Source organism: Dehalobacterium formicoaceticum, assembly GCF_002224645.1.
Lineage (GTDB): Bacteria > Bacillota > Dehalobacteriia > Dehalobacteriales > Dehalobacteriaceae > Dehalobacterium > Dehalobacterium formicoaceticum.
This window is the reverse complement of record NZ_CP022121.1, coordinates 1,250,341-1,264,572: the sequence shown is the minus strand read 5'-3', so window position 1 is coordinate 1,264,572 and position 14,232 is coordinate 1,250,341. Positions and strand designations below refer to the sequence as shown.

The window sequence follows — 14,232 nt, the reverse complement described above, 5'->3', positions numbered from 1 at the left end:
TTTTTAATCCCCTTCCAACAATTCTAGGAAGATCCTGGTGATATTTGTTTTGGTGAATCTGCCAATCACTTCCGGCAAACCAAAATTCGGCCCCTCCGCTTCGCATGGCCGTACCACCGGAAGACCGTCGATCTGATGTTCAATGATTTTTTTCGTGGCCTCATAGATGGACTCATCCAAGGTGGTAGTTATAATATTGGGCATCCTGGTCATAATCACATTTACCGGCATACTTTGCAGATCTCCTTGGCCCAAGGTCACCTTCAAAAGGTCTTTTCTGGAAACCACTCCTTGCAAAATACCCCCTTGGCTTACGATAAAGAGCGTTCCTACATCGCTAATAAACATTTTCACTATGGTATCGTATACAGAGGCTTCCTCCCGCTCCACAATGGGTCTGGATTTGCAATCCTTAACTTTCATTTCCATGACCTTTTCCGAAATGATCGTGCGAGAGTTGTCACCCACATAGAAATAACCCACCCGTGGCTTGGCATCAATCAGCCCCGCCATGACTAGGATGGTCAAATCTGCTCTCAAAGCCGCTCTGGAAAGATTAAGATGCTGGGCAACATTTTCACCGGTTATCGGACCATTCTCTTTGACAATCAAAATAATTTCTTTCTGTCGTTCTGTTAGTTGAATAGCTGCCACTCCCTTCGTCTGTAGGAACATTCAGGAATGTGATACATTATTAAGTTTATTTAATAATATAACATATACTATATTGAATTTTCCTTTTTAAGTCAATAGGATATATTGCAAAATAAGCTCGAATAATGACTTATAATTTTAATTAAAAAAAGAACCCCGCTGATTAACAGCAAAGGTTCTCTTGATAACATTAAATTTTCAAAAACCTGGTGTGCAAAAAACTTACCAGTTAAGGACTTGTGTCCACCTGACTAACTTGGCATAAGTCTCCCGCAAAGGCGGGAGTCAAACGCCAACTAAGTCATGTATTAGCGTTTCTAAAACTTGCTAAGAAAACCACTTAGCAAGTTAAGAACTTGCGTCAATCTACTAATTGAGAAAGATCGGCAATGTTCTTAACATAATCAGCAATTTGTTTTAATAAGGCCAGGCGGTTTTCTTTGATCTCTTCATCTTCCACCATGACCATGACCGCGGTAAAGAAAACATCAATGACAGTTCGCAACTCACCGATCATAGTCAGGGCTTTTTGATAATCCTTGGCCTGCAATAAAGAATCAGCAGCCTTCTTAACCTTTTGAAATTCCTGATAAAGCTGAGTTTCCGCCGGATCGGAGAGCAGCTCCTCTTTTACCTGACTATGGGTGGCATTTTTGGCCAGGTTAGCTGCCCTTTTAAAACCGGTGATCAACTGACGGAATTCTTCCGTTTCCCGGAAAGCACTAAGGGCAACAGCCTTTTGATTCGCTACATCAAGATTATCCAGTTGACCTGCTAAAACAGCATTGATCACATCGTAACGCACCCCGGCTTCAGACAATACGTTTTCCATTCTCTGTTTAAAAAAGGCAAGGAGGTCTCCCAAAGTTTTCTCCGGAGAGTGAATGAAATCCACCTGTTCTGTTAAAAGCTGATCGGATTCCTCCACCATTTTACTCAAGGATATTTCCAGATCACGGTTTAAAACCGTATGAACGATGCCCAGAGCCTGTCTGCGCAGGGCATAAGGATCCTGGGAGCCGGTAGGTTGAATATCCATGCCAAAAAAGCCCACAATACTATCCAACTTATCGGCAATAGACAAAGCCATTCCTATTTTTGTGGCAGGCAATTCATCCCCGGCAAAACGCGGCAGGTAATGTTCCCTGATGGCAACTGCAACAGCCTCCTCTTCCCCGGCATGCCTGGCATAGTATTCACCCATAATGCCTTGGAGTTCCGGGAATTCATACACCACATTAGAGACGAGATCGGCTTTGGCTAAAAAAGCAGCCCGACTTGTAGCATTAAGTTCTTCCGCCGAGAAACCTAATTGGGTTCCTATATACCGAGCCAGTTTTTCTACCCGCTTTACTTTGTCACCAAGACTGCCAAGTTTTTCATGGAAAACAATTGTGTCCAACTTGGCTACATTATCCTCTAAATTCTTCTTAAGATCTTCTGTATAAAAGAATTCCGCATCGGCCAGCCGGGCACGCAGCACTTTCTCATTACCGGCAGTGACAATATCGATATGTTTCTCCAAACCATTTCGCACCGTAATGAATTTCGGTAATAATGATCCATCCTCTTTAAATACCGGGAAATAACGCTGATGTTCCCGCATCGGGGTTATTAATAATTCCTGAGGCAAAGCCAAATACTTTTCTTCAAAGCTGCCGCATAAAGCGGTAGGATATTCCAGAAGTTGGGTGACCTCTTCCAATAATTTCTCGTCCTTGTGCACCTTCCCTCTATTTTCCGCAGCCACGGCGGTAATCTGTTCCCAAATCAGCTCTTTTCTCTCTTCCTGATCGACAATACAATAGTTTTCTTTTAACTTTTGAATATATTCTTGAGGAGAAGCTAATTCCACCACGCCGGAACCTAGAAAACGATGACTGCGGCTGAAACGGTCCGCTTTAATATCCCCGATTGTGATTTTCAATACTTCATTGCCCAAAAGGGCGGCAATCCAGCGAATGGGGCGGGCAAATTTCAAATCTGAATCTCCCCAGCGCATGGGCTTGGGGAAATAAAGCTTATGAACAATACTGGTCAGCATATCTGGAAGCACTGCTTCTGCCGACTGTCCTGCGTTTCTTTTCGTGGCAAAAACATACTTACCGGTAGGGGTTTCTTGCACTACCAGATCCTCAACCTGAACACCCTGCCCCCGGGCAAAGCCCAAAACTGCCTTAGTAGGATTGCCGTCACCGTCATAGGCGGCTTTGATCGAAGGCCCTTTTACTTCTTCTGCCAAATCTGACTGTTGCTCCGCCAGTTCTTTCACCAATAATGCTAGTCTACGAGGTGTGCCATAAACATTCAGCGTGGAATAATCTAATCGAAGCTCCTTTAAGCCCGCCTCCAACAGTTCCTTCATCTGTCTGAGGGCCGGTGCCATAAAGCGAGCGGGAATTTCTTCTGTTCCCAGTTCAAATAACAAATCCTTGGCCATTATTAGGCCTCCTTTCCATCATTCATTGCGTTGCCTTGAAGGTCAGTCAGGCTTGCCTTAACCTTTTCTAAGGAAGCAAGGCCCATTTTCTCTCTTTTTTCCGGATCCTTAATCAAAGGAAACCCTAATTTTTCTCTCTGATCTACATAGGCAACGCTTACCACCTTGGCTAAATTGCGCACCCTGGTGATATAGCTTTGTCGTTCCGTGACACTGATGGCCCCGCGGGCATCCAGTAGGTTAAAGGTATGGGAGCATTTCAGCACATAATCATATGCCGGCTGCACCAAACCATGATCGATGGTTCTTTTAAATTCCTCCTCATACATATCAAAAAGCTGAAAGAGCATATTGGTATTGGCTACGGTGAAATTATAATGAGAATAATCCACCTCAGTTTGATGATGCACATCTCCATAAGTAATCCCATCAACCCATTCAATATCGTAAACGCTGTTTACTTTTTGAATAAACATGGCCAAGCGTTCGATCCCGTATGTAATCTCTCCGCTCACCGGTCGGCATTCCAAACCCCCGAACTGCTGGAAATAGGTGAACTGGGTGATTTCCATCCCGTCCAGCCAGACCTCCCAACCTAGTCCCCACGCCCCTAAGTTAGCAGATTCCCAATTATCCTCCACCAGGCGGATATCATGTTCTTCCGGTTTAATGCCGATGGCGCGAAGGCTGTCCATATAGAGCTCCACAATGTTATCCGGGGAAGGTTTGAGGATCACCTGATACTGATAATAATGCTGCAAACGATTGGGATTTTCCCCGTAACGCCCATCCGTAGGACGTCGGGAAGGCTCCACATATGCGACATTCCAAGGTTCCGGTCCTAAAGCCCTGAGGGCTGTAGCCGGGTTCATGGTGCCGGCACCTTTTTCCATATCATAGGGCTGCTGAATAATGCAGTTTTGTTCACCCCAGAATTTGTTCAATGCTAAAATAAGTTCCTGGAAATTCATCATATTCCCTCCAATATTAGAATATTAGAAACCTTGGCTTGCATCAATCCTAGGATTGGTGCAAACCTTAGCTGCACATATTATAAAAGCCCCCCGTCTCTGCAGCAAAGAGCTGCAGGGACGAGAGGCTGATTTCCCGCGGTTCCACCCTGATTGACATCAAAGTCCATCTTCATTCTTTGATAACGGAGGAAGCTCCGATTCAGACTATATGTACTTTCACCTGAATAGCTCAGGAGTGCCTTCCCCAGCATTATTGCCGTTTTCCACCCGCCCGGCTCTCTGCTTATAATCCGCTGGCTACTTATCTCCGTCATTGCTTCTTTATTATTCTACAACTTTAGCAAAATTAAACTATCTTGTCAATATTCTTTTCTGCTTCCTATTTTAATGGGTTTGAATCAGATAAACGCCGCCAATGAGCATGATTGCCCCCAAAGCCCGATAAGGATTCATCGGGTAAATACTGTTCCCAAAAGCGCCAAAGTGATCAAAGATCAAGGAAATCAGAATTTGTCCGGTAATCATTAAACAAAACATACAGGCAAAACCGATTTTAGGAACGCACAAAATCGACACAAAGACAAAAAAAGCACCAAGAATTCCCCCGATCCACATCCACCAATGAGTATTCTGTAGACTTTCCGGAGATGGCAGTAGCTGATAACCGTTGATCACGGAAACAGTAAAAACAATACCTAAGGTCAAGGTCCCAACAAAGAAACTGATCAGGGAGGCCAAGACCGGCCCCCCTACCGCTGTTTTTAATTGTCCGTTCACACCTGCCTGAATGATTGCCGTTGCGCCGGCCAGAAATGACACAAGATAATAGATGATGGTTTTCACACAAATCACTCTCCACCAAGTAGTATACTAAAAGTTCTGGATCCTTGCCAGCCTTTTCGTAAATTGAAACCCGAAGGGACGGCAGTCTGCCGTCCCCTCGGGTTAAATTAAATGAACAAACTCATATTTGACTCTTCCGCGTCTCCAAGCATTGTTGCAACGCCGGCATAACCGATGCCATCTATTAGCTCATCCTTTGTTATTCCCATAATATCCATCGACATGCTGCAGGCTATGAGCTTTACTCCATTCTGGATGGCCTGGTTCATGAGGATTTCTAAAGAATCCACATTTTTATCCCTCATTACTTTTTTCATCATCTCAGTGCCCATGCCGCCCATATTCATTTTTGAAAGCTTAAGCTTTGAAGCTCCTCTTGGCATCATGGCTCCGAACATGCTGTCCAGGAAAGGCTTCTTAATGTTTTGCTTGTTGGGTCTCCTCAGAGCATTTAGCCCCCAAAAGGTAAAGAACATACTGACCGGTCTTCCCATGGCAGCGGCTCCGTTGGCAATAATAAATGCAGCCAGTACTTTATCCAGATCACCACTGAAAACGATGATATTTTTACCTTGAGGTAGTTCGGTGACAATTTGAGTTTCTTTAGGCAGATCAGCCGGTTGTGCTGAAGTGTTTTCCCGGCCCTTTTGTATATAAACAATATTTTCCTTACCAGCCCTTTCCGATTTCAAAAGGCAGTTTCCTGTCCTCTTGCACCAGGCGTCAATATCCCGGGCAAAGCCCATATCAGTTGCCGAAACCTGAATAATTTCACCGTCCGACATTCCTTTTATAGTTTCATAGACCTTCATGATAGGACCCGGGCACTGCAGACCACTGCAGTCCAGCGTCTGTTTTGCCACAACCTTACTCATATCTATAACTCCCTGAGGTTTATTTTCCGTTGGTGTCATATCCGAAAGCTGGTCGTGATAAAGTGATTTATAGAAAGATGAGCCTCCCGGGAAGATCTTTACCTTTTTAAATCCTGAATTCATCATCATTCTGGCTGCATTATATGCCCTGACACCTATAGCGCAGTATACAATGATTAGTTTTTCTTTATCCAATTCCCCTAAACGATTCCTTAATTGTCCTAAAGGAATATGATATGAATCCGGAATAAAGAAGGCCATCCTTTCTATATCTTCGCTGACATCAAGGATTGTATAATTTTTGTCTTCTGATTTTTTAAGCTCCTCCAACCCATTCCAGCCTACGATAGATACAAGCCCATTTAAGATATTTTCGGCCACAAAGCCCAGCATATTTACGGGATCCTTGGCGGAGGAATAAGGAGGGGCATAAGCAAGCTCCAGTTCAGCCAAATCATAAATAGTTCCACCCAGGCGGATTGCCGCAGCAATAGTATCGATCCTCTTATCCACACCATCCTGGCCAATAATTTGAGCGCCGAAAATTTTGCCTTCCGGGCTAAAAAGCATTTTCAAGGTAAGGGGAGTTGCCCCAGGGTAATAGCCCGCATGGGATTTTTGATTGATCAAAGCCACAAAGTAATCCTTGTTAAATTCCTTGCCCCATTTTTTCAAGGTTTTTTCATTTACACCGGTGGATGCCACGGTCAGGTCAAAGACCTTTGCGATAGATGTGCCCTGGGTTCCCTTGTACTTTTCCAAATCTCCGCCTAAAACACCAAATTCTCTGGCAATGTTGTTGGCACAGATACGGGCCTGCTTATTTGCCGGGCCGGCAAGGGGAACCATGGTCTTATTTTTGGAAATATAGTCCTCTACCTCTATGACATCTCCCACGGCATAAATGCTGGGTTCGGATGTCTTGAGATATTCATTAACAACGACTCCCCCTCTTTCATTAAGTGCTAATCCTGCCTCTTTGGCAAGCACACTGTTTGGTTTGATCCCAATGGATAAAATCACAAGTTCCGCTTCTATAGCCTTGCCACTCTGCAGCTGAATTATGGTCGTTCCGTCTACTCCCTCAAATGACTTCACCCCGTCGTTCAACACTAATTGCACTTGGTTCATCCTCATGTTTTCGTGGAGAAGTTGGGCCATTTCAAAATCAATTGGCGCCATTACTTGGTTTTGCATTTCGATAACTGTCACTTCACATCCAGCAGCATGTAAATTTTCCGCCATCTCCAGGCCGATGAAGCCGCCGCCGATTATGGCCGCTTTCTTTGGCTTTTTTGTACTGATGAAGCTTTTAATTTTATCTGTATCCGGGATGGTCCAAAGAGAATAGATTCCCGGCCCGTCAATTCCCGGGATAGATGGTTTGAGAGGTGAGGAACCGGTGGCAATCAAAAGGGTGTCATAGCTTTCCTCATATTCTTTTCCAGTCTTTTTGTCTAGCACAGAAACAACCTTGCGCTCCTTTTCAATGGACAAAGCCTCGTTATTGACTCTGACATCTATGTTGAATCTAGCTTTCATTGCTTCCGGCGTCTGCAGCAACAAAGACCCCCGTTCCTTGATCACATCGCCGATATGATAAGGCAGACCGCAGTTGGCATAGGAGATATATTCTCCCCTCTCCAAAATTATGATTTCGGCTGTTTCATCAAGCCTTCTGAGTCTGGCAGCTGTGGTTGCACCGCCGGCTACTCCGCCGATAATCAATACTTTCTTTTTCATAAAATTATTCTCCTCTCTAATTAAATGAAAGTTGATAAACAGTAAATCTCACATCTTATTAGAATCTATTAATAATGAGTCTCCTAATTTGCAATAATAAGCAGGAATATTCTAGTGCAGAAAAGAACTTAGATCATATCATCTTCTTATTGCTTTTATTTATATTAACTTTATCATTTTTTTCGCATCAGCTCAGTGACAAAGTCACACTATAGGTAGAAAGAAGGCGATAAGATTGACCTTTAAAGATACAAAAAAATTATCTGAATTACTGCCGTTTTGGAAGAGTCTGAATGAAGCAGAAAAAAATGAAGTTGCTGAACATACAGAACTGAAAATATATAAAAAAGGGGAAAAAATCCATAACGGTTCTGGGGACTGCATTGGAGTACTTACCGTAAAAAGCGGAAGGCTCCGGGTATATATGCTGTCTGATGAGGGGAAAGAGGTGACTCTGTTCAGGTTGGTGAACAAGGATATCTGTCTTCTTTCCGCATCCTGCGTTATCAAAAATATATCCTTTGATATACATGTTGACGCTGAATGCTCTACTGAAGTTTACATCATAAGTGTGGCAACCTATGATAGAATTGCCAAAGAAAATCCGCAAGTCATGAGTTTTATGACGGACATAATTTCCCTGCGCTTTTCTGAGGCCATGTGGGTAATGGAGCAAATCCTGTTCATGAAGCTGGACAAACGGCTCGCAATGTTTTTGCTTAACCAAGCAAATCTGGAAAACAGCGATACAATTACCTTGACACACGAACAGATAGCAGGACATATGGGCAGTGCTCGGGAAGTGATTTCACGAATGCTGAAATACTTTTCCAATGAAGGCATATTAAAGGTTTCCCGAAAGGGCATTAAAATTCTGGACAAAGAAAAACTGGGAAACCGGGGGGACGGTCCGTAAAGGGTTCAATCGGAGATTTTGGGCGAACGAGAAAAAAGAACGGTCGCTAACCGTTCCTCATAAACAAAGTTTTTGCATCAAGCAAAGTTTATTGCTTCCGATGCTAAGGAGTCTTTATCTCCTGTACCAGATCTTGATATTTCAAATCATTTTTTAAGAGTGCTTTTTTGTTCATCCAATCCAATATATTCTGCACATCCGTCTCACCGGGTACTTGAGGCTGGGGATAATGCTGCAACTGATAGGCATCTGCAATGGGCTCCGGAATATTAATATTTTCCACCAATAAGGTCCGAAAGTCCTCCGGATGGTCATTCAAATCATCTACCGCCTTCCTATAGGCGCGATAAAAAGCTTCCACTCCGTCCCTATTTTCCTCGATGGTTTTCTGAGTAAAAAACAACACGTTTTGAGAAAGATTCTTTTCTGTATCCTGGGCAATCACCTTAGCCCCTTGGTGCTCTGCAAAGGAAACCAAGGGATCAGGCACTACAATGGCATCAATCTGATTGCTGAACAGCATTTCCATTCGCACCGGAATTTTGGGAATTGCGGTTTTCTTCACCTCAGCGGGATCAATACCCCCGGCTGTCAACAATCCGTCGGTAACATATTCGATAATGGAGTTATAGGAAATTCCGATGTTCTTTCCTTTTAAATCTTCCAGAGAATTGATATTCGATTGAGGCGAAGCAAGGATGGCAAAGCGTCCTTCCTGGGGTGTAACTCCTAAAGTAATAGAAGTGATCTTTAAATCCAAACCGGAATCCTTCAGCAATGCAGCCACAATCATATCTGTCTGCATCCCGTCCATTTCTCCGGACTGCATCCCATTACTCTGTTCCACCGGGCTTTGGAAGTTTACCAGCTCTACTTGTAGTTGTTCCTCGGCAAAGTATCCCTTTTCTTTCGCTACCAGCATTGGCATCGTATCTTCCACCGGAAGCACAGCGATTTTAATTGGCTTTGGTCCCGTTCCTTCTTCCTTTGCCTTTTCCTGGCCGCAACCGGCCAAAAGTGTCAGGGCCAATATCATGGCCAGCAAAAATCCTATTTTTCTTTTTCTGCAATCTTTCCCTTTCATCCTATCATCCCTCCCATGATTTGCCCCATCCGGGTCGACCAAAAAATGAACTTAAATTCATTTTTTATATCATCTTAAAACCTCATGGTGAAAAAGTCAATAGCATGTCCCCAAATTTTCTCTTCCCCAAGAGGTCTTTGGATGTTATGATGAAGCAAGGAAACGGGCCATCAATTCAGATTTTCTTCTTGTTGATCATCCATTGTGTCCGACTTTTTCACTTCCAGAGAATAATTGCTTAATAAAGCTGCTGCGGATCCGATGGCACCGATGGCAGCCAATCCCGGCAGGGCAATTGTTCCTACTAAACCTAAGATTCCTGCTGTCATGGGTACTTCCGCCACCTGTTCACCCTCTTTCAGAACACGGATTTTAGTTTCCTTGGCCTTTTTCAGTATCCCCTTCAGCTGATGATAACTGCCTGCCGTTGTATGAAGTTTGTTCTCCAGATAAATAATAGCATCAATGACACTGCCCCCGGATTGTTCCAGAGCTTCTTTAGCCGAAGCATAACTGACGCCGGCTCTATCAATAATTAAATCTACTTTTCGTAATATATCATCCATTTTGTCCACTCCTTTTATCTGAATTTATGCCCCGGAATAGATTTTTTTATGCGTCCATAACTTCGACGGTCTCGTAAAGGAGAATTTTCTTAAGATGAATAATAATTGGATCAAAAATACCATCCTCTTTTTAGGGAGCCAAAGCATCAGTCTTTTTGGTTCTTCCCTGGTTCAGTATGCCATCCTCTGGCATATTACATTAACAACTCAATCAGGCATGATGATGACGATCTCCATCCTATGCGGCTTCTTGCCCACACTTTTTATTTCTCCTTTTGCCGGAGTATGGGCAGACCGTTACAATCGGAAATTTCTCATCATTCTCGCCGATTCCATGATCGCATCCTTTACCTTGATTTTGGCTATCCTTTATTTATTAGGGTACGAAGCCCTGTGGCTGCTGTTTGTGATTTCAGCGATACGTTCCTTTGGTTCAGGTATCCAGTCTCCGGCTGTAGGGGCATTTCTCCCTCAAATTGTTCCTGAGGACAGACTAATGAAGGTGAATGCCACCAATGGAAGCATTCAGTCTTTAATCATGCTGGCCTCTCCCATGTTAGGCGGGGCACTCCTTACTGTTGCCCCCATTGAAACCATTTTCTTTATTGATGTTATCACCGCTGCCATTGCCATCACAACCCTGTTTTTCTTTTTGCATGTACCGGCTCATGCCAAAGCAAGAGAAAAACAGGAGTTCAGCTATTTTACGGATATGAAGGAAGGAGTTGCTTACATCAAGAGTCATGATTATGTGCGCCATTTTTTTTGGTTTTGCGCGATTTTCTTTTTTTTAGCCGCTCCTGTAGCTTTTTTAACACCCCTTCAGGTAACACGCAGCTTTGGTGCAGATGTCTGGCGTCTCACAGCGATTGAGATTGCCTTTGCTTTGGGTATGATGCTGGGTGGGATCATTATCGCTTATTGGGGCGGTTTCAAGAACAAAATTCATACCATGACCCTCTCTTGTCTGTGTTTAGGCTTTTTTACCATCGCCCTGGGTATTGTTCCCTATTTCCCGATTTATTTGCTGATCATGGGTTTATCCGGGCTGGTAATGCCCTTCTTTAATACTCCCTCTACCGTTTTACTGCAGGAAAAGGTAGAAGAGGATTTCCTGGGACGGGTTTTCGGGGTGCTAACGATGATCGCCAGTTCCACCATGCCCTTAGGAATGCTCTTCTTCGGCCCGCTGTCTGATATGATCAAGATCGAATGGATTCTCATTGTGACAGGTTTTCTCATGTTTATTCAGGGCTTTTTCTTATTGGGAAATCACGTGCTTCTGGAAGCAGGCAAGGCAAAAGCCTAAAGGAAAAGGAGAGTTGCTTTGATGTTTGGAGGGGAAACAAAAATATTTATCGGTGCCAAAGACAGGGCATTAAGAAAAAGAATAAAAAGTATCCTCCAACGTCAGGGGTATCTGATCGTCGGAGAAGCGGAAGACGGTGCTACGGCTCTGCGTATCATCCGCAGGCTGATGCCGGATCTGGTTATATTAGACAAGGATTTACCGGGATTTTCAGGCCTGGAATTAACGCGCATTATTAAAGGAGATAAAATCGCCCCGGTAATCCTATTGACTTCCAGCTGGGAACAGCCTCTTTTTGAGAAAACGAAGGATTCCTGGGTCTTTGCCTTTTTAGTGAAACCCATCCAGGAAGGGCACCTTCTCTCCACAGCCTCCTTCGTCCTCCAAGCCTTTCAAAAAATGATCTGTTTGGAACGTCAGGTGGATGAATTAAAGGAATCCATCGAGACACGCAAGCTGGTGGAACGAGCCAAAGGTTTTTTGATGAAGAAACTGTCTCTGTCTGAGAGCGAGGCCTATCGACGCATGCAACAACAAAGTATGGATCAATGTCTTTCCATGAGGAAAATCGCCCAGGCAATCATTTCAAACTATGAATAAAAAGCCAAGCATCCGGCAGGATACTCAGCTTTTTGGTTTTAAACTATGCAGCAAATCTTTCATCACTTTTTTTGCATTGATTGCTCTTTCAAGATGGTAGATCAAATAATGTTCTATTGCCTTCTCCATTTCCCGGCGCTGTCCGGGAGAAATCTTCAGACGAAACAGTTGCCTGGGATCCATGGTCAGCAGCTTCTGTATAGCAAGAACCGTTCCCGCCGCCAAAAGCCCATCATGTTTTTCGGAACCGGCACAGCTTTGACAAACCAGGCCGCCTTGCTCCGGACTAAGATAGAAGGAACTGTTTCCCAAGGGTTTGCCGCATAGGATGCAATCCGTCAAATGAGGATGATATCCCAAGAGGTACAGGAGTTTGATCTCATACATCCGGCACACCAGCTCCGGGTCCTCCCCCTGGAGCAGCCCTAAAGTCATTAATGTCGTCAAAAAAATCCTTTCATTGGGTTCCCGTTCCGGTACAGCATGTTCCAACAATTCCATGACATAAGAGGCATAAACAAGCCTTTCCAGATCCTCCCGCAATGCACCAAAACTCTCCATATTTTCTGCCTGGGAAACAAGATCCAGACTCTTCCCCCGATAAAGGAGCAGACGGGTATGGGCAAACATCTGCACACCGCCCCGCAAGCGGCTGGTGGATTTCCGTACTCCTTTGGCGATGGCTTGAAACTTGCCGTATTCCCTGGTATAAAGGGTCAAAATTTTATCTGCTTCGCCAAAATCCCGGGCCTTGATGATAATGGCTTGGGCCGCATATAATTTACTCATCCCTTAAACCAACCATTTGATAAAAACGGAGGACAATCCGGCATAAATCAGCAATCCGGTAATATCAATAGTGGTGCTGATAAAGGGGGCGGAGGCCACAGCGGGGTCAACCCCAAAACGTTTCAGTACCAATGGGACAAAGGTGCCCATCGTGGAAGCCGTAATCATATTGACACAAAGTGAGATCCCCACTACCAATCCCAAGAGCAGGCTTTTCTGCCAAAGGAAAGCCATAACGGTGACAATCAGTCCGCATATCAACCCTACCCCTATGCCGATTAAGGCCGCCGTGCCCACAGTTTTCAACATTTTTCCTGCATCTATCTGCCCCGTGGCCAAGCCGCGCACCGCCAAGGTAGAGGATTGCGTGCCCACATTCCCTCCCATGCCCGTGAGTAGAGGAATAAAATATGACAAAGCCACCACTGTCTGAATTTCTTTTTCTAAACCGCGGATAATTCCCCCTGCCAAAAATCCTCCCAATAAGGTAACTAAGAGCCAGGGTAAACGGTTACGCACCGCCATCCAAATGCGTTTCCATAACGCATCTTCAAAATCAACCTCTGCTGTTCCGGCAAGACGATAGATATCCTCCGATGCTTCCTCATGAATGACATCAATAACATCGTCAACTGTGATAATCCCCATTAAGCTCTGGTCATCATCCACCACCGGGATGGCTAAGAAATCGTATTTTGCGACCATAGCCGCTACTTCTTCCTGATCCATATGCACATTCACACTTTTCACTTTGTGATGCATAATGTCTTCGATCAAGGTCTTGGGATTGGCGATGATTAATTCCCGTAAAGAAATAACTCCCACCAGCTGATTTTTATCATTGATCACGTAAACATAATAAACAGTTTCTGCATCAGGAGCAGTTTCCCTGATCACCTGGATCGCCCGTTCCGCCGTAATATTTTGCAAAATGGCCACGTATTCGGTGGTCATAATCCCCCCGGCGGTGTCTTCCTTAAACTCCAGCAGTTCCCGCACCTCAATGGCGTCTTCCTGCTCCATCAGACTGAGAATTTTGTCCTTTTCCGGGTCTGTCATCTCACCTAGAATGTCTGCCACATCGTCAGAATACATTTCATCAATAATGGCACCGGTTTTTTCTTCTCCCATATCAGACAGGACATCCCCGGCTAATTCCGCATCCAGTTGATTAATCACTTCGCCGGCGGTTTCAGGGGACAACAGGTTTAAAATCGGTCCGATTTCATGGACAGGTAAGTTCTCAACAAATTCGGCAATATCTGCCGGTTGAAATTCTCCAAGAACTTTTCTGGCTTCATCTAATTCCTGGGCTGCAATATGATCCCTGATAATTTGATAAGCTTCTTCAAAGTGCATACGCAATAACTCCTCTCCCGCGCCAGGAGTTATTGGCTAAATTAATGCTCCTGGCAGCTGCTTTTTATTTAATTTTTTGT

12 protein-coding genes and 1 other annotated feature are annotated in these 14,232 nt (G+C 44.3%); of the genes, 3 read left to right on the top strand and 9 right to left on the bottom strand.

What is annotated here, in order from left to right; translation table 11 throughout:
* Positions 1-3 precede the first annotated feature (3 nt).
* From ccpN to CEQ75_RS06200, 5 genes are all read right to left on the bottom strand, one after another.
* Entirely contained in the window at positions 4-645 is a 642-nt protein-coding gene (gene ccpN / locus CEQ75_RS06220; protein WP_089612524.1) for a transcriptional regulator CcpN, read from the bottom strand.
* Between the two features lie 370 nt (positions 646-1,015).
* Entirely contained in the window at positions 1,016-3,094 is a 2,079-nt protein-coding gene (gene glyS, locus CEQ75_RS06215) for a glycine--tRNA ligase subunit beta (protein WP_089609560.1), read from the bottom strand.
* A 2-nt stretch (positions 3,095-3,096) separates the two neighbouring features.
* On the bottom strand, positions 3,097-4,065 hold the full coding sequence (gene glyQ / locus CEQ75_RS06210; protein ID WP_089609559.1) for a glycine--tRNA ligase subunit alpha: 969 nt from the start codon (positions 4,063-4,065) through the stop codon (positions 3,097-3,099).
* Positions 4,066-4,178: 113 nt separating this feature from the next.
* Positions 4,179-4,391 (bottom strand) — a binding site (T-box leader).
* A 61-nt stretch (positions 4,392-4,452) separates the two neighbouring features.
* Entirely contained in the window at positions 4,453-4,911 is a 459-nt protein-coding gene (locus CEQ75_RS06205; RefSeq protein ID WP_089609558.1) for a DMT family transporter, read from the bottom strand.
* A gap of 107 nt (positions 4,912-5,018) precedes the next feature.
* Positions 5,019-7,529: an FAD-dependent oxidoreductase gene (locus CEQ75_RS06200; protein WP_089609557.1), complete on the bottom strand. Its 2,511-nt coding sequence runs from the start codon at positions 7,527-7,529 to the stop codon at positions 5,019-5,021.
* 235 nt (positions 7,530-7,764) lie between these two features.
* Between CEQ75_RS06200 and CEQ75_RS06195 the strand changes: the two genes are divergently transcribed.
* Positions 7,765-8,445 (top strand): Crp/Fnr family transcriptional regulator, encoded by a 681-nt coding sequence (locus CEQ75_RS06195; protein ID WP_089609556.1) that lies wholly within the window; start codon positions 7,765-7,767, stop codon positions 8,443-8,445.
* 103 nt (positions 8,446-8,548) lie between these two features.
* Here the strand turns inward: CEQ75_RS06195 and CEQ75_RS06190 are convergent, their stop codons facing one another.
* A complete protein-coding gene (locus CEQ75_RS06190) occupies positions 8,549-9,529 on the bottom strand; it encodes an ABC transporter substrate-binding protein (protein WP_089609555.1) in 981 nt (326 codons plus the stop codon).
* Positions 9,530-9,699: 170 nt separating this feature from the next.
* Positions 9,700-10,095, bottom strand: a complete 396-nt coding sequence (locus CEQ75_RS06185) for a DUF4342 domain-containing protein (protein WP_089609554.1) — start codon at positions 10,093-10,095, stop codon at positions 9,700-9,702.
* A gap of 94 nt (positions 10,096-10,189) precedes the next feature.
* Here CEQ75_RS06185 and CEQ75_RS06180 point away from each other — a divergent pair, with 94 nt between their 5' ends.
* Positions 10,190-11,404 (top strand): MFS transporter, encoded by a 1,215-nt coding sequence (locus tag CEQ75_RS06180; protein ID WP_089609553.1) that lies wholly within the window; start codon positions 10,190-10,192, stop codon positions 11,402-11,404.
* A gap of 21 nt (positions 11,405-11,425) precedes the next feature.
* Positions 11,426-12,004 carry an ANTAR domain-containing response regulator gene (locus CEQ75_RS06175; RefSeq protein WP_089609552.1) on the top strand — a complete coding sequence of 193 codons (579 nt, stop codon included), beginning with the start codon at positions 11,426-11,428 and terminating at the stop codon, positions 12,002-12,004.
* 24 nt (positions 12,005-12,028) lie between these two features.
* Here CEQ75_RS06175 and recO read toward each other — a convergent pair whose 3' ends face one another.
* On the bottom strand, positions 12,029-12,793 hold the full coding sequence (gene recO, locus CEQ75_RS06170) for a DNA repair protein RecO (protein WP_089609551.1): 765 nt from the start codon (positions 12,791-12,793) through the stop codon (positions 12,029-12,031).
* A 3-nt stretch (positions 12,794-12,796) separates the two neighbouring features.
* Complete coding sequence (mgtE, locus tag CEQ75_RS06165; RefSeq protein ID WP_089609550.1) at positions 12,797-14,152, bottom strand: magnesium transporter; 1,356 nt, start codon at positions 14,150-14,152, stop codon at positions 12,797-12,799.
* Between the last annotated feature and the right edge of the window lie 80 nt (positions 14,153-14,232).

What these genes read in the sequence shown, in the direction of transcription:
- mgtE (WP_089609550.1), bottom strand. Translation starts at nt 14,152, where the DNA reads ATGCACTTTGAAGAAGCTTATCAAATTATCAGGGATCATATTGCAGCC.
- glyS (WP_089609560.1), bottom strand. Translation starts at nt 3,094, where the DNA reads ATGGCCAAGGATTTGTTATTTGAACTGGGAACAGAAGAAATTCCCGCT.
- CEQ75_RS06200 (WP_089609557.1), bottom strand. Translation starts at nt 7,529, where the DNA reads ATGAAAAAGAAAGTATTGATTATCGGCGGAGTAGCCGGCGGTGCAACC.
- glyQ (WP_089609559.1), bottom strand. Translation starts at nt 4,065, where the DNA reads ATGAATTTCCAGGAACTTATTTTAGCATTGAACAAATTCTGGGGTGAA.
- CEQ75_RS06180 (WP_089609553.1), top strand. Translation starts at nt 10,190, where the DNA reads ATGAATAATAATTGGATCAAAAATACCATCCTCTTTTTAGGGAGCCAA.
- CEQ75_RS06190 (WP_089609555.1), bottom strand. Translation starts at nt 9,529, where the DNA reads ATGAAAGGGAAAGATTGCAGAAAAAGAAAAATAGGATTTTTGCTGGCC.
- CEQ75_RS06175 (WP_089609552.1), top strand. Translation starts at nt 11,426, where the DNA reads ATGTTTGGAGGGGAAACAAAAATATTTATCGGTGCCAAAGACAGGGCA.
- recO (WP_089609551.1), bottom strand. Translation starts at nt 12,793, where the DNA reads ATGAGTAAATTATATGCGGCCCAAGCCATTATCATCAAGGCCCGGGAT.
- CEQ75_RS06185 (WP_089609554.1), bottom strand. Translation starts at nt 10,095, where the DNA reads ATGGATGATATATTACGAAAAGTAGATTTAATTATTGATAGAGCCGGC.